The organism is Amycolatopsis samaneae (genome assembly GCF_039541975.1).
In the GTDB taxonomy this organism is placed as follows: domain Bacteria; phylum Actinomycetota; class Actinomycetes; order Mycobacteriales; family Pseudonocardiaceae; genus Amycolatopsis; species Amycolatopsis samaneae.
On record NZ_BAABHG010000020.1, the window covers coordinates 42,988 to 59,163 of the forward strand.

Sequence of the window (16,176 nt, forward strand, 5' to 3'; positions counted from 1 at the left end):
GGCTGTCAGCCCCGGGGTCCACAGTGATCCCAAGCGACAGCGAAGGGAGACGTGATGTCGCACGCGATCCGGGCCGAGGGCCTGGTGAAACACTTCGGGGAGACGAAGGCGCTGGACGGGGTTGACCTCGAAGTTCCGTTCGGCAAGGTGGTGGGCGTGCTGGGCCCGAACGGCGCCGGGAAGACGACCGCGGTCCGCATCCTGGCGACACTGCTGCGGCCGGACGGCGGACGCGCGGAGGTCGCCGGTTACGACGTCGTCAAGGATCCGGTCCGGGTCCGCTCGATGATCGGGCTGACCGGGCAGTACGCGTCGGTCGACGAGGACCTCAGCGGTACCGAGAACCTGGTGCTGATCGGCCGGCTGCTCAACCTGTCGCGCCCGAACGCCCGCGCCAGGGCGGCGGAACTGCTGGAGCGCTTCGAGCTGACCGACGCGGCGAAGCGGCCGATCAAGACCTACTCCGGTGGGATGCGGCGGCGGCTGGACCTGGCCGCGAGCCTGGTCGGCCGGCCGGAGGTGATCTACCTCGACGAACCGACCACCGGGCTGGACCCGCACGTGCGCAACGAGGTGTGGCAGGTCGTGCGCCAGCTGGTCGCCGACGGCGCCACGGTGCTGCTCACCACGCAGTACCTGGAGGAGGCCGACCAGCTGGCCGACTCGATCACCGTGTTCGACCACGGCCGGGTCGTGGCCAACGGCCGCGCCGACGAGCTCAAGCGCCGGGTGGGCAGCCAGACGCTCCAGGTCCGCCCCACCTCGGCGGCCGATCTGGACGTGGTGGGCCGCATTCTCGGCGAGCTGACCGGCACGCGTCCACACCGTGACGACGGCACCGGGCTGCTCACCGCGCCGGTGTCGGATCCGGTGCTGCTGTCCACTTTGGTCCGCAGGCTGGACGAGGCGGGGATCACCGCCGACGAGCTGGCGCTGCGACTGCCCAGCCTCGACGAGGTTTTCCTCGCACTGACCGGCCACACGGCCGAAGAGTCCACTCCGGACAAGACACTCGAAGGGAGCGTGGCATGACCGCGGCCGTCGCCGGCGCACCGGCGTCGCACATCAGCCCCGCGCGGGGGCTCCAGAACGCGCTTTCCCTGGCCTGGCGGGGAATCCTGAAGATCAGGAAGAATCCGGAACAGCTGCTCGACGTCACGCTGATGCCGATCGTGTTCCTGGTGATGTTCACCTACCTGTTCGGCGGCGCGCTGGGCGGCAACGTCGGGGCCTACCTGCAGACGCTGGTCCCCGGCGTGCTGGTGATGAACATCCTACAGGCCAGCATGACCATCGGCACGCAGATGAACACCGACATCACCAAGGGCGTGTTCGACCGGTTCCGCAGTATGCCGATCGCGCGCTCGGCCCCGCTGGTCGGCGCGGTGCTCGCGGACATGGTGCGCTACGTCGTCTGCCTGACCGTGCTGATGATCGTGGCCACCGTCATGGGTTTCCGGATCACCACCGGGCCGGCGGAGTTCGTGCTGGCCGTCCTGCTGGCGATCGCGTTCGGGCTGTGCTTCTGCTGGCTCTCGGTGTTCGTCGGGATGGCACTGCGCAGCAGCGGCGCCGTGCAGGGTGTGATGTTCCTGTTCATCATGCCGCTCACCTTCGGCAGCAACGTGTTCGTCGCCAACACCTCGACGATGCCCGGCTGGCTACAGGCCTGGGCCGACATCAGCCCGGTGAGCCAGCTGACGAACGTGATGCGCAGCCTGCTCACCGGGGCACCGATGGGTGGCTCGCTCGCCGGCTCGCTGGCCTGGATGGCAGGCGCCGTACTGGTGTTCTTCCCGCTCGCGACCTTGGCCTACCGCAAGCGGGTGTAAAGGGGAAGGCGCGCCGCGAGTAGGACGATGTCCTACTCGCGGCGTCGCGCGTCGGCAATCGAATCCACAGTGGACATCAGCCGATCGAGAACGTCCGTTTTGGACAGACTTTGGGCCTCGGTGACGATTTCCTCGTAACGCGCGTCGGAAAGCTCACCGCGGAGCGTCTCGATCAGCCGGCGGGTTTCCGGGTCACCGAAGTCGAAGATGCCACGGACCCGCGCGGCGAGGCCGAGCACGGTCGCCGCCTCCTCCGGCCGCCCGCGCCGCAGCAGGATCACGGCGAGCACGTCGGCCGACGAGGCGAGATCCGGGAAGTCCGGGCGCTTGGCGCTCTTCCGCATCGCGGCGAGTGCCCAGGACTCCGCGTCGTCGAGCCGGTCTTCCCCGATGTCCAGCCGGGCCGTGCTGGCACCCAGCCACTCGTCCAGGATTTCGAGGGGAATCGAAAGCTGTTCCGAGCGCTGCCTGATCGCGGGAAGCAGTTCGCGCGCGTTCGCGTAGTCACCGCGCTGCACCAGCGTTTCCAGCTCGCCGAGCATGGTGATGACGTCCAGCTGACGGTTGCCCGTCCCCGCCGCGTACCGCCGCGCGGCCTCGATCTCCCGCTCCGCCGTGGCGAGATCACCCACCCGCACGTACTCGAGCATCAACCGCCACCACTGCTGCGCGGTGTCCTCCGGCGACTTCAGTTCGAGGGCGAGCCGGAGCCCCTCCTGGTACGCCTCGATCGCCTCCGCGCCGTTCCCGCGCCGGGAAAGGTTCATCGCCTGGAAGCTCCGGGCCATCGCCGTCCCCCAGCGGTCCCCGACCTGCCGGAATCCGGCGATCGAGTGATCCAGCGCGACATCGGCGTCGTCCAGCTTTCCCTCGTCGAGCAGGATGAAACCTTCGGCCCAGTGCCCGCCGGCGCGCATCCACGGATCGGCGGCGCCCTTGGCCCGTTCGACTTCTCGCTGGGCCAGTTCCCGGTCACCGCTGAGGAAAGCCATCATCGGGATCGCGATGACGAACGCGGGAAACCGCGCATGCGCGTCCGTGCGCACGCAGTCGTCCAGCAGCACCGCCATCCGTTCCGGCGACGGCAGCTCTGACGGGATGAGCATCATGGCTTCACTCAGGTTCATCGCCGCGTGAACGTCCGGGCGCAGCCGGTCGCCGAACGCGAGCAGCTGCTTGACCAGCTTTTCGGCCAGTTCGCCGTGGCCGAGAGTGACCAGATACCAATACATCCCGCCCATCAGCCGGGACGCGATATCCACTTCGGACAGTGAGATCGCCGAACGCAGCGCGGCGATCAGGTTGGCGTTCTCCTCCTCGTACCGCGCGATGACGTCGAGCTGGTCCCGGCTGCGCAGCCTTGGCTCCAGCCGCTCCACGAACCCGGCGTAGTAGTCGAACATCCGCGTCCGGACGACAGCCTCTTCGTCCACTTCGGACAGTCGCTCCCGCGCGTACACCCGGATCGTCTCCAGCATCCGGTACCGAGGCTCACCCCTGCCGTCCTCCACAGCGTCCACAATGGACTTCTCGACGAGCGAGCCGAGGACGTAGAAGACATCCTGCTCGGGCAACACGCCGTCCGCGCAAACCGCCTCGATCGCTTCGAGACTGGCGCCCGCGGCGAACACCGACAGGCGCCGCGCCAGCGTCAGCTCGGCCTCGGTGAGCAGGTCCCAGCTCCACTCGACCACCGCGCGCAGGGTCCGCTGCCTCGGCAACGCTGTCCGGCTGCCCGAGGTGAGCAACCGGAAGCGGTCGTCGAGCCGGAGGGCGATCTGCGCGACGGTCATCGAGCGCAACCGCGCCGCGGCGAGTTCGAGCGCGAGCGGCATCCCGTCGAGACTGCGGCAGATCCGCGCCACGTCGTCCACAGTGGACGCGTTGAGCACGAAGTCGGGCCGCACCGCGACGGCCCGGTCCAGGAACAGCCGCATCGCGCCCAGCTCGCCCGCCTCCTCGACGGAGGCCCGCTCACCCGGCACCGGCAGCGGCCCGAGCGGGCAGAGCACCTCGCCGGTGATCGCCAGCGGCTCCCGGCTGGTGGCGATCACCCGCACCGAGGGCACCCGGTGCAGCACCGTGTCCACCAGCCGCGCGGCGGCCTCGATCACGTGCTCGCAGTTGTCGAGCACCAGCAACGATTCCGCGCTGCCGAGGAGATCGAAGGCACGCTCCGTCGGCGTTTCGACCGGCTTGCGCCGGATATCCACCTCGGGACCGCGCAGCTCACGGATTTCGAGCGCGTTCAGCAACGCGCCGAGCACGTCCTCCTGATCGCGGACACCCGCCAGCGGCACGAACCACACCCGGCCCCGGTGCTGGGCGGGATGCCGCGACGCGGCTTCGAGCGCGAGCCGCGTCTTCCCCGCACCGCCCGGCCCGACCAGGGTCACCAGGCGTGCCCCGTCGAGCAGTTCGGCGAGCAGTTTCAGCTCGTCGTCCCTGCCGACGAAGGTGGTCAGCCGGGTCGGGAGCCGATCGGCGGCGGACGCGAGCGGGGTGAGCTCGCCGCGCAACGCGGCGAGATGGATCTCCTGCAGTTCGGCGGAGGGATCGACACCCAGCTGGTCGGCGAGCGTCTCCCGGATGGCCGCGTACACGGCCAGCGCCTCGGACTGCCTGCCCGCGGCGGCCAGCGCCCTGATCCGCAGCCCCGCCAGCCGCTCCCGCAGCGGATGGCCGTCGGCCAGCGTGGTGAGGTCGGCGAGCACGGCGGCGTGCTGGCCACCGCGGATCCGCGCGTCGAAGAAGTCTTCGGCGGCTTCGACCCGCAGCTCTTCGAGCCGGGTCGCGGGCGCCGGCGCGTACGGAGCGTCGAGGACGTCGGCGAGCGCGGCGCCGCGCCACAGGTCCAGCGCCTCGGCCAGCAGTTCCGCCGCCCGGCCGTCCCGGCCCTCGGCGAGTTCGCGGTGGCCGTCGGCGGCGAGCCGTTCGAACCGGTGCGCGTCGACGTCCTCCGGCCGAAGCGCCAGCCGGTATCCGGCCGCGCCGGACTCGACGACGCCCGCGCCCAGTGCCTTGCGCAGCCTGGACACCAGCGACTGGAGCGCGTTCGCCGCGTCGGTGGGCGAGGCGTCGCCCCACAGGCCGTCGATCAGCACCTCGGCCGGGACCGGCCGCCCGGCGTCGAGAGCCAGCCGGGCCAGGAGCGTGCGGAGCCGCGCGCCGCCGATCTCGATCGGGGTGCCGTCGTCCTCCACCGCCCGCAACGGGCCCAGCAGCGCCACGCGCATGACACCAGCTTTCCAGAACGGCCCCGCACCAGGTGCCCGACCTGCCCGGAAGCATGCCCGAAGGGCCCGACGTAGGTGTGAATTTTCCGGACAAAAGCGGCGGACGCCCGGGATTCCCGTGGTCCGGGAGATACGTTGCAGCGAGTTCGTGCCCACGCGAGATCGACAGGAGCTTTGATGAGTGGTCAGCGCCGCTGGCGTAAACCGGCCGTGACCGTGGCGGCCGTGCTCGCCGGGATCAGCCTGAGCAGTGGGGTCGCGGTCGCGGGCGAGGACGGCTGGGGGAAGCCGACGCCGGGAAGCGACGGAGCGGGAGACAGCTACTACCCGCAGGACGGCAACGGCGGCTACGACGTCGCCGACTACAACCTCAAGGTCTCCTACGACCCGCCGACGCGTCAGCTCACCGGGGTGCAGGACATCACCGCGCGGGCGACGCAGTCGCTCAGCTCGTTCGATCTGGACCTGAAGGGACTCACCGTCGACTCGGTCGAGGTCGACGGGCGCAAGGCGACCTTCACCCGCACCGGCGACCACGAGCTGGTGATCACCCCGGCCCGGCCGATCCACCGCGGCCAGGGCTTCCGCACCCGCGTCGCCTACCACGGCGTCCCCGCCGCGATCAACGATCCGAGGCTCGGGCCGAACGGCTGGCAGTTCGGCAAGTCCGGCGGCGCGTTCGCCGCTGGCGAGCCGAAGTCCGCGACCACCTGGTACCCGGTCAACGACACCCCGCTGGACAAGGCCACGTTCCACCTGGCTATCACCGTGCCCGACGAATGGGGCGTGATCTCGAACGGCCGCGAGCGCGGCACCTTCAAAACGCCGAAGGGCACCACGCACGTCTGGGCCGAGGAAACCCCCGTGGTGCCGTACATGACCACGGTCGCCATCGACAAGTGGACCTTCGAACGCTCCAAGCGGGCCGACGGGACGCCGATCGTCAGCGCGTACGCGCCGGGCACTTCGGACGCGACCAAGCAGGCCGAGGCCAGGCTCCCGGAGGTCCTCGACTTCCTGGAGTCGAAGTTCGGGCCGTACCCGGTGGACGCGGCGGGCGGGATCTTCCTCGCTGAGCCGATCGGGTTCTCGCTGGAGACGCTCAGCAGGCCGATCTACTCGGGCCGGGCGGGCAACATCGGCACGATCGTGCACGAGAACGCCCACCAGTGGTACGGCGACTCGGTCGCGGTCGAGCACTGGAAGGACGTCTGCCTCAACGAGTGCTTCGCCTCGTACGCGACGTGGCTGTGGTCCGAGGCGAAGGACGGCAAGGACCTCAAGGCCCAGTACCTGAACACGGCGAAGACCGCGCCGGACTCGTTCTGGGCGGGCAAGCTGTACGACATGGGGCCGGGCAACGAGTTCACCTCCGTGTACTCGAAGGGTCCGCTCATGCTGCACGCGTTGCGGAACACCATCGGCCAGCGGGCGTTCGACCGCGTGCTGAAGACCTGGCCGTCGCTGCACCGCGACGGGAACGCGAACATGCAGGAGTTCCAGCGCTTCACCGAACGCGTCGCGCACCAGAACCTGAAGGGCTTCTTCGACGCGTGGATCTACGGGAACGGCAAACCCGCCGACCAGTACCTCTACCCGGGTGACCTGAAGCCCACCGCCTGACCGCAAGCCTCTGAAGGCCACCTTGAGGGAACTAGAGTCCCTCAAGGTGGCCTTCAGCGACTTCGAGGAGTTTGACCGTGGCAAAGGTGCTGGTGACGGGGTTCGCGCCGTTCGGCGGCGAGGCGGTGAACCCGTCGTGGCAGGCGGTGTCCGCGCTGGCGGCACACCGTGACGACGTCGCGGCGGTCGAACTGCCCTGCGAGTTCGGCGCCTCGCTTCCCACGCTGCGCCAAGCGATCGAGCGACACGGCCCGGAACTCGTGGTGTGCGTCGGTCAGGCGGGCGGCCGCCCGGACGTCACCCCGGAGCGGGTCGCGGTCAACCTCGTCGACGCGCGCATCCCGGACAACGCCGGTGCCCAGCCGGTGGACGTCCCGGTGATCGACGGCGGTCCGGCGGCGTACTTCAGCTCCCTGCCGGTCAAGGCCTGTGTGGCGACGATCCGCGCCGCCGGGGTACCCGCCTCGGTCTCGCACACGGCCGGCACGTATGTGTGCAACCAGGTCTTCTACGGCCTCATGCACCTGCTGACCACGGACTTTCCCGGGCTGCGCGGCGGTTTCGTGCACGTGCCCTTCAGCCCGGAGCAGGTCGCCGCCGCCGGGACGGCCGCCCCGAGTCTCGACGTGACACGCACGACCGAAGCGCTCGCGGCGCTCGTCGACACGGCCCTGTCGGTGGCCGAGGATCTCGCCGTCCCGGCGGGCGCGCTGCACTGACGCGGGCGCCTCAGGCCGGTTTGACCTGCTCGGTGAAGTACTTGGCCATGCTCTGCGCGGTCGGCATGGTGGTCCGGTCGAGCAGCACGACGACGCCGACCGCGGGTGTCCCTTCGGCCTGGAACAACACGAATCCCGCGTCCCCGCTGGGCGCGCCTGCCACGTAGCTGCCGCGCAGGCCACTGCCGGTCCAGGTCCCGGTGACGTTGCCCGCCGCGCCCAGGTTCAGGCTCGCCCGCGCGGCGACCGCCGGGGTGTCGATCCCCTGGTAGTAACTGATCGTCGTGACGCGGGAGGCCGTGCCGGACGTGTCGATGGGCACCGTGCAGTCGACCGCCGCGACGGCGTTCAGCGTTTTCGCGGCCGTCGCGTTGCCGGAGCACCGGGTCCGGTCGGGCACGGTCCCGGCCAGCGGGCGCAGGCAGGGCGTGAAGCCGAACTGGTCGAAGGTGCCCGCGGCGGTGCAGTTGTCCGCGGGCTTCGCCGTCGCCCCGCCCCCGCTGTTCACCAGGAGCACCGTGGTCACCGCGATGGCGATCACCACCAGCACGGCGGCACCGATGAGCAGCGGCTTCTTCGCCGAACGCCGGGGCGCGGGTTCCGGTGGCCGCCACGGCCCCGAGCCCGGCGCGGGAGGCGCGGCGGATGGCGGGCCGGGCCGTTGGGGCGCGGGCGGCGGGCCCGGCCAGGACGGCTGGGGCCTCGGCGGCGTCGGTGTCGTCGCCGGACGGACCGGTGCGAAGGCGGGCACGGTGAGGTTCGCGTCGGCACCACCGAGCGGCACGTGGTGCAGCCCGAACGCCACCGCCGTCTCCGGCTGGTCCTGTGTCGTCGGCACGACACCGAGTTGCTGGGCGAGCAGCCCCGCCAGCAACGGCATCCGGCTGGGGCCGCCGACGAGGTAGATGCCGCCGAGCCGCGCGGGCGTCAGCCCGGCCCGTCCGACGGTGGCCGCCAGCAGTTCGGCGCTGCGCAGCAGGCTCGGCCGGACCAGCGCCTCGAGTTCGTCCCTGGTCACCAGGACGTCGCCGAACGGCTCCGGCATCGGCACCTCGGTCCGCGGGTGCCGCGACAGGCTTTCCTTGGCGTCGCGGAGATCCTGCAGCAGTGAACGGCGCAGCCTGCGGTCGGCCGTGGTGCGCGGGCGCAGCAGCCGCTGCCACTGCGCGGGATCGGCGTGCGACACCGACCGTCCGATGTGGACAAGAAGCGCCTGGTCGATGTCGAGGCTGCCGAGGTCGGGCAGCCCGTCCTCGGCGAGCACCGCGAATCCGTGCTCGGTGATCCCGACGACCGAGCAGTCGAAGGTCCCCGCCCCGAGGTCGTACACCGCGATCGGGCCGAGACGGCGGGAGGTCTGGCCGCCCAGCGCCGCGTAGTGCGCCGCGGCCGCCACCGGCTCCGGCACGAGCCGGACGTCGGACAGCCTGGCCTTGACCGCGCTGCGCCGCAGGATCTCCTGCCGGGCCGCGCCCCAGCCCGCCGGATGGGAGATGCGCACCTGGTCCGGTGGCCGGTTCAGCTGACGCTCGGCCTCCTCGCCGATCCGCCGCAACACCGCCGCGAACGCGTCGGCCACCTCGACGACCGTGTCGCCCAGCAACAACGTGCCCTCGTCGATACGGCGCTTGGGATTGGGCTCGAACCGGCTCGGTTCGAGCCGTGCCCGGCGCTCGGCGTCCTGCCCCACGACGAGCAGCCCGTCCTCGGCCGCGTACACCGCCGACGACATCGTGACCGACCCGTCGATCTCGATGGCCCGCGGCCCGCGCCCGAACGCCGACAACACACCCACGGTGCTCGAAGTGCCGAAATCGATCGACAGCACGTCCACGCGCCTCACCCTCCCCGGACCGGCCAGCGCATCGTCTCACGCCGTGAGAGGTGGAGGTTCGCCACCGGCCCACCGCGTCGCGAATGCCGTGAAGGCCTCCTTGCCTACCTTGAGCGCTGGGAAGGGGGCTTTCACGGACGTGCCATGTCCCGAACGCATCGTTCAGGACGCTGAACGTCTCGAACGGAGCTTTCGGGGCATGAACCCGCACAACCCCGCCCGCGCATAGCGAAAGGGCGGTTCCCCGTTCGGGGAACCGCCCTTTCACGTCAGGCTCGGACCGGGATCAGTCGTTCTCGGCCTCGGTGGTGTCCTCACCGCTGCTCGCGCCGATGCTGACCGGCGGGGCGTCGGGAACCGACGTCGGCTTCTTCTCACCGCGGAAGGTGAAGTGTGCCTTGTCGTCCTTCTCGTCCGGGTCGCCGTTCCAGCCCTCGACGTCGACCAGGATGATCTGGCCCGCCTCGACCTCGCCGAAGAGGATCTTCTCCGACAGCTGGTCCTCGATCTCGCGCTGGATGGTCCGGCGCAGCGGCCGGGCGCCGAGCACGGGGTCGAAACCGCGCTTGGCCAGCAGCGACTTCGCCTTCGAGGTCAGCTCCAGCTCCATGCCCTTGATCTTCAGCTGGGTCTCGACCCGGCCGATCATCAGGTCGACCATCTGGATGATCTGTTCCTGCGTGAGCTGGTGGAACACGATGATGTCGTCGATCCGGTTCAGGAACTCCGGGCGGAAATGCTTCTTCATTTCCTCGTTGACCTTTTGCTTCATCTTCTCGTACCGGTTCGTCGAGTCCGAACCGGAACCGAAGCCGAGCGACACGGACTTCGAGATGTCCGAGGTACCCAGGTTCGAGGTGAAGATCAGCACCGTGTTCTTGAAGTCGACCGTGCGGCCCTGACCGTCGGTCAGGCGGCCGTCCTCCAGCACCTGCAGGAGCGTGTTGTAGATCTCCTGGTGCGCCTTCTCGATCTCGTCGAACAGCACCACCGAGAACGGCTTGCGCCGCACCTTCTCGGTCAGCTGGCCGCCCTCTTCGTAGCCGACGTAGCCCGGAGGGGCACCGAAGAGCCGCGAAGCGGTGTAGCGGTCGTGGAACTCACCCATGTCGATCTGGATGAGCGCGTCGTCCTCGCCGAACAGGAACGACGCCAGCGCCTTGGACAGCTCGGTCTTACCAACACCGGACGGACCGGCGAAGATGAACGAACCGGACGGGCGCTTCGGGTCCTTCAAGCCGGCGCGGGTGCGGCGGATCGCCTGGGACACGGCCTTGACCGCGTCCTCCTGGCCGATGATCCGCTTGTGCAGCTCGTCCTCCATGCGGAGCAGACGCGTGGTCTCCTCCTCGGTGAGCTTGAACACCGGGATACCGGTCCAGTTGGCCAGGACCTCGGCGATCTGCTCGTCGTCGACCTCCGCGACGACGTCCAGGTCACCGTCCTTCCACTGCTTCTCCCGCTCGCCCTTCTGGCCGAGCAGCGTCTTCTCCTCGTCCCGCAGCCGCGCGGCGCGCTCGAAGTCCTGCGCGTCGATCGCGGACTCCTTGTCCCGGCGCACGTCGGCGATCTTCTCGTCGAACTCGCGCAGGTCCGGCGGCGCGGTCATCCGGCGGATGCGCATCCGCGCGCCCGCCTCGTCGATCAGGTCGATCGCCTTGTCCGGCAGGAACCGGTCGTTGATGTACCGGTCGGCCAGCGTCGCCGCGGCCACCAGCGCCGAGTCGGTGATCGAGACGCGGTGGTGCGCCTCGTACCGGTCGCGCAGGCCCTTGAGGATCTCGATGGTGTGCTCCAGCGACGGCTCGCCGACCTGGATCGGCTGGAACCGGCGCTCCAGCGCGGCGTCCTTCTCGATGTACTTGCGGTACTCCTCGAGCGTGGTCGCCCCGATGGTCTGCAGCTCACCACGGGCCAGCATCGGCTTCAGGATCGACGCGGCGTCGATCGCGCCCTCCGCGGCACCCGCCCCGACCAGCGTGTGCAGCTCGTCGATGAACAGGATGATGTCGCCGCGGGTCTTGATCTCCTTGAGGACCTTCTTCAACCGCTCTTCGAAGTCACCGCGGTACCGCGAGCCCGCGACCAGTGAACCCAGGTCGAGGGTGTAGAGCTGCTTGTCCTTGAGCGTCTCCGGGACCTCGCCCTTGACGATGTTCTGCGCCAGCCCCTCGACGACGGCGGTCTTGCCGACACCGGGCTCGCCGATCAGCACGGGGTTGTTCTTCGTGCGCCGCGAGAGGACCTGCATGACCCGCTCGATCTCCTTGCCGCGCCCGATCACCGGGTCGAGCTTGCCCTCACGGGCGGAGACGGTCAGGTTGCGGCCGAACTGGTCCAGCACCAGCGACGAGGACGGCGTGCCCTCACCGCGGCCGGAGCCGGTCTCCGCGGACTCCTTGCCGCCCTGGTAGCCCGAGAGCAGCTGTAGCACCTGCTGGCGCACCCGGTTCAGGTCCGCGCCCAGCTTGACCAGCACCTGCGCGGCGACGCCCTCGCCCTCGCGGATCAGGCCGAGCAGGATGTGCTCGGTGCCGATGTAGTTGTGGCCGAGCTGCAGCGCCTCCCGCAGCGACAGCTCCAGCACCTTCTTCGCCCGCGGCGTGAACGGGATGTGCCCGCTCGGCGCCTGCTGGCCCTGGCCGATGATCTCCTCGACCTGCTGGCGCACGCCTTCCAGGGCGATACCCAGCGACTCCAGCGCCTTGGCGGCGACACCCTCACCCTCGTGGATCAGACCCAGGAGGATGTGCTCGGTGCCGATGTAGTTGTGGTTGAGCATCCGGGCCTCTTCCTGGGCCAGGACAACCACCCGCCTCGCGCGGTCGGTGAACCTCTCAAACATGTGCACTCCCTCGACTGCTGCGCCGGCGGCCCGTTTCCATCGCGTGCTTGCACCGCGATGGATTCAGCACCGTGAGACCACTCTAGTAGCCAAGTGGTAGCGCTGGCGTACCACTACGACTCTTCGCGGCCTGATCGCACCCGTACGGCTATCCGTGCGGGCACCACTCATCATCCGGTTGCCCTGCACCTTTACGTCAAGTCCAACGTGCGATCGCCCGTCCGGATTCCACCGGATGGGCCGTGTCCGCTCACCGCGAACAGGTCCGCACCCTGGAAGTTCCCACGTCCTGGTTACCCGATTGGCGTAGTGACGAAAAGTATGTAAGGTTAGGCAGACCTAAGTGACAGGTGGTGTCGAGCTGCGTCGCCGAAGGAGGACCGCGGGTGAACCATCAGCGGTCCCGCCGCGACGCACATGAGGTCGGTGACGGCCTCGCGGCCTCGCTCCGGCGGGTCGACGGGGCGCAGGAGCGTGGGGAAATCCGCCGCGACGCCCCCGAGGGCTGGCTGAGGTGCGCGGACCTGCTCGAGGATCCCGAGCGGTTCGAGAACTGGCGCAAGCTGCTCCACGACTGGCTGCTCACCGAGCACGGCGAGGCCCCGGAGCGCACCACCGCGAGCTACGTCATGTCGTGGTACCTGCACGTGCCCGCGTACGTCGGCGCGCTGCTGCTGCACCACGAGCGCCGGGTCCCCTCGCTGAAGCCGGCGGAGCTGGCGTTCGAGCTGGGTGACGACCGGCCGCACCCGGTCGGGATGGCCGTGCTCGGCGACGGCTTCCACTGCCTGCCGACCGATCCCGGGTCCGCCCGGCCGGAGGCGACGGTCGTGCGCGACGAGCACGCCCTCGCCGCGGTGCTGCGCGCGAACTACGTCGCCCACGCCGCGAAGTTCGTCCGCACGTACGCGCCGGGCAGCAGGCTCGGCCGCCGGATGCTGTGGGCCGCGGCGACCGACGCGCTGGACAACTCGCTGTGGTGGGCGGGCAAGCAGGGCGGCACGGCCGAGGCCGAGGGCGCCGGGGTCGCCGACGCCGCCCTCGTGCTCGACGCCCGGTTCCCGCCGCTGACCTCGGCCTCGACCCTGCGGATGGAGACCGGCCCCGACGGGCACCGCGAGTGGGCCCGCCGCCGCGAAAGCTGCTGCTTCTCCTATCTCCTGCCGGAAGAAACCGAATGCGCGGAGTGCCCGCGCACCTGTTACCGCTGAGCCGACCCTCCAGGCACGCGAGTCGTCCGTCCAGGCACGCGAGTTCTCCATCCAGGCACGCGAGATACCCGAACGGTCACATTGTCGCGGCCCGCCGGGACCACATCGGCAATTCCCGTCGAATAGACGAAATCTCGGCCGAGCACGCGAGCGGGATACCGGCCATCGCGGTCGGTGCCGGTCTCGCACGGCGTGCGAAGGGCGAGGTCGGCCGAAGTGAGCGACACGACGGAATTCGGCCGCGGCGGCCGGGACGAATGCGAATTGGCCGGTCATGCCCCCGACACGCGTCGACACCGAGCTCCCCGGTGCCCGATCGCGATAAACAACACAGCCTCGGCGAGCCCAGGACGAAATAGCACAGACCTCTCGATGCCGCTGGCTGAAGTCTTCGATCCGGCCGCCGGGTGGCGACGGAATCGATCCGGACCGGCCAGGAGATCACGAAATGGCCGAGGCGATCGACAACTTGCTGATCGCAAATTCCCCATGCTTCCCGCCTCGGCCGCACGGGCCGCCGTGGCGGTCGAAACAATCGCGGCCACCCGGCTCGGCTTCCGTTGTCGGCAGCGGCCGTACACCGAACTCGCCGGCCGATCCCCGAGTGGGCCATCCGGGTATATCGGCCGAACGACGCGGTGCGACGGATCGGCGTGACCGGGCCGCCGGATTACGCCGGTCTGGCGGTGCGACTGGGCTATCGTGACCAGTCACACTTCACCCACGATTTCCGCACGGTAACCGACCTGTCGCCCGGCGAGTACGTGAGAAGTGCTCACGAAGATCGGAGACATCCCCGGACACGAAGAAAGCCGCCGGAAGGAGAAATTCCGGCGGCTTGGCGGCGACGCACGCCGTCAGTTCTTCTTGTGGTAGGCCTCGACCACCTCGGACGGGATGCGGCCGCGGTCGGAAACCGCGTAGCCGTTCTTGCGGGCCCACGCGCGAATGGCCTGGTTCTGCTCGCGGTCGACCGTCGCCGGGCGCGCCGACGCCTTGGCTCCGACCGCCGGGCGAATCGGGGCACGCTTACGACCACCGGCACGACGGGCGTGCTCTACATACTGCGCCAGGACGTCCCGCAACTCCTCCGCGTTTTCCGCGGAGAGGTCGATCTGGTAGGCGACACCGTCCAAACCGAACTCGACAGTCTCCTCCGCCTCGGTACCGTCGATGTCATCGACCAGCGAGACGAGCACCTTCTGTGCCATCTGTTTCCTCCTGGGCTTGCTACTCGAAACGATCTGGTTACGGGGCGAGCCCCGGAACAGAAGACTTTGTCTAGCACATTAATACCCGCTGATCGGAGCCAGCGCAAATCTCGTTTGAGATAACCGTCAGCTATCCGTCACACGAGCGGGTTATTCGGGTCGCACGAGGGGGAAGAGGATCGTCTCCCGGATACCGAGCCCGGTCAGCGCCATGAGCAACCGGTCGATCCCCATTCCGACACCACCGCTCGGCGGCATTCCGTACTCCAGGGCGCGCAGGAAATCCTCGTCGAGCCGCATGGCTTCGCTATCACCCTCCGCCGCGAGCCGCGACTGTTCGGTGAGCCGCTGCCGTTCCACGACCGGATCGACCAGCTCGGAGTAACCCGTGGCCAGTTCGAATCCGCGAACGTAGAGGTCCCACTTCTCCGCCACTCCCGGCCTGCTCCGATGCTGCCTGGTCAGCGGCGAGGTCTCCAGCGGAAAATCACGGACAAATGTCGGCGCGTGGAGATGATCACCGACGAGGTGTTCCCACAGTTCTTCCACCAGCTTGCCGTGACCGAGCTTCGGATCGACTTCCAGGCCCCTGGCCTCGGCAAACGCCAACAGCTTGCCGGCGGGCGTCTCCGGGGTGACCTCTTCACCAAGCGCTTCGGACAGCGACTCGTACATTCCGAGAGTCGTCCACTCACCGGAAAGGTCGTAGTCAGAACCGTCGGGGAGTGTCACCACCTGGGTACCGAGCACCGTCTCGGCCGCTTCCTGGATCAGCTCCCGCGTCATGACCGCATTGGTGTCATATGTGGCGTAGGCCTCGTAGTACTCCAGCATCGCGAACTCGGGCGAGTGCGAGGAGTCACTGCCCTCGTTCCGGAAGTTTCGATTGATCTCGAAAACCTTCTCGATACCGCCCACGACACAGCGCTTGAGGTACAGCTCCGGCGCGATCCGCAGATACAGATCGAGATCGAAGGCGTTCGAATGCGTGACGAACGGGCGTGCCGCCGCGCCGCCGTGCAGCGTCTGCAGCATCGGCGTCTCGACCTCGGTGAAACCACGGCGATGGAACGAGTCGCGCAGCGAACGCAGCACTCCGGCCCTGGTACGCACGACATCGCGGGCCTTCGGCCGCAGGATGAGGTCGACGTAGCGCTGCCGGATCCGGGTTTCCTCGGCGAGCTCCTTGTGCGCGACCGGCAGCGGGCGCAGTGCCTTCGAGGTCAGCCGCCAGCCGTCGGCGAGCACGGAAAGCTCACCGCGCTTGGAAGTGATCACCTCGCCGTGCACGAATACGTGGTCACCGAGATCGACGTCGGACTTCCACGCGGCGAGTGCGTCCTCGCCGACCTTCGCGAGGCTGATCATCGCCTGCAATTCGGTCCCGTCACCCTCACGGAGGCTGGCGAAACACAGCTTGCCGGTATTACGGATGAACATGACCCGGCCGGTGACGCCGACCACTTCACCGGTGGCGGTGTCGGCGGGCAAACCGGAATGCGCGGCACGCACCTGCTCCAGCGAGTGCGTTCGCGGCACCTCGACCGGGTAAGGGTCGATCCCCTCCTCGAGGATGCGCGCACGCTTGTCCCGGCGGACCCGCATCTGTTCGGGCAGATCGTCTTCGGGTGGCGTGTCGCCAGAAGGGGGATTGGTGTTCATGGC

At 69.0% G+C, this 16,176-nt stretch carries 10 protein-coding genes; 5 read left to right on the forward strand and 5 right to left on the reverse strand.

Going from position 1 to position 16,176, the window contains the following annotated elements; translation table 11 throughout:
- Positions 1-54: 54 nt before the first annotated feature.
- Together ABD987_RS38695 and ABD987_RS38700 are read left to right on the forward strand one after the other, a co-directional pair.
- On the forward strand, positions 55-1,032 hold the full coding sequence (locus tag ABD987_RS38695; RefSeq protein WP_345406457.1) for an ATP-binding cassette domain-containing protein: 978 nt from the start codon (positions 55-57) through the stop codon (positions 1,030-1,032).
- Positions 1,029-1,832: an ABC transporter permease gene (locus tag ABD987_RS38700; protein ID WP_345406460.1), complete on the forward strand. Its 804-nt coding sequence runs from the start codon at positions 1,029-1,031 to the stop codon at positions 1,830-1,832. The genes ABD987_RS38695 and ABD987_RS38700 overlap by 4 nt, the downstream gene beginning before the upstream one ends.
- 32 nt (positions 1,833-1,864) lie before the next feature.
- Here the strand turns inward: ABD987_RS38700 and ABD987_RS38705 are convergent, their stop codons facing one another.
- Entirely contained in the window at positions 1,865-5,068 is a 3,204-nt protein-coding gene (locus tag ABD987_RS38705) for an ATP-binding protein (protein ID WP_345406463.1), read from the reverse strand.
- Between the two features lie 177 nt (positions 5,069-5,245).
- On the opposite strand from ABD987_RS38705, the gene ABD987_RS38710 reads away from it, so the two are divergent.
- On the forward strand, positions 5,246-6,691 hold the full coding sequence (locus tag ABD987_RS38710; RefSeq protein WP_345406466.1) for a M1 family metallopeptidase: 1,446 nt from the start codon (positions 5,246-5,248) through the stop codon (positions 6,689-6,691).
- Positions 6,692-6,768: 77 nt separating this feature from the next.
- Positions 6,769-7,410 (forward strand): pyroglutamyl-peptidase I, encoded by a 642-nt coding sequence (gene pcp, locus ABD987_RS38715; protein ID WP_345406469.1) that lies wholly within the window; start codon positions 6,769-6,771, stop codon positions 7,408-7,410.
- 10 nt (positions 7,411-7,420) lie between these two features.
- Here the strand turns inward: pcp and ABD987_RS38720 are convergent, their stop codons facing one another.
- Both ABD987_RS38720 and ABD987_RS38725 read right to left on the reverse strand, forming a co-directional pair.
- A complete protein-coding gene (locus ABD987_RS38720) occupies positions 7,421-9,244 on the reverse strand; it encodes an Hsp70 family protein (protein ID WP_345406472.1) in 1,824 nt (607 codons plus the stop codon).
- A gap of 286 nt (positions 9,245-9,530) precedes the next feature.
- Positions 9,531-12,089: an ATP-dependent Clp protease ATP-binding subunit gene (locus ABD987_RS38725; RefSeq protein ID WP_345406475.1), complete on the reverse strand. Its 2,559-nt coding sequence runs from the start codon at positions 12,087-12,089 to the stop codon at positions 9,531-9,533.
- A 386-nt stretch (positions 12,090-12,475) separates the two neighbouring features.
- Between ABD987_RS38725 and ABD987_RS38730 the strand changes: the two genes are divergently transcribed.
- Positions 12,476-13,300: a (2Fe-2S)-binding protein gene (locus ABD987_RS38730; protein WP_345406478.1), complete on the forward strand. Its 825-nt coding sequence runs from the start codon at positions 12,476-12,478 to the stop codon at positions 13,298-13,300.
- 857 nt (positions 13,301-14,157) lie between these two features.
- On the opposite strand, the gene ABD987_RS38735 is transcribed toward ABD987_RS38730, so the two are convergent.
- Both ABD987_RS38735 and lysS read right to left on the reverse strand, forming a co-directional pair.
- Positions 14,158-14,511 carry a histone-like nucleoid-structuring protein Lsr2 gene (locus tag ABD987_RS38735; protein WP_345406481.1) on the reverse strand — a complete coding sequence of 118 codons (354 nt, stop codon included), beginning with the start codon at positions 14,509-14,511 and terminating at the stop codon, positions 14,158-14,160.
- A gap of 150 nt (positions 14,512-14,661) precedes the next feature.
- Positions 14,662-16,173, reverse strand: a complete 1,512-nt coding sequence (gene lysS, locus ABD987_RS38740) for a lysine--tRNA ligase (protein WP_345406484.1) — start codon at positions 16,171-16,173, stop codon at positions 14,662-14,664.
- Positions 16,174-16,176 lie beyond the last annotated feature (3 nt).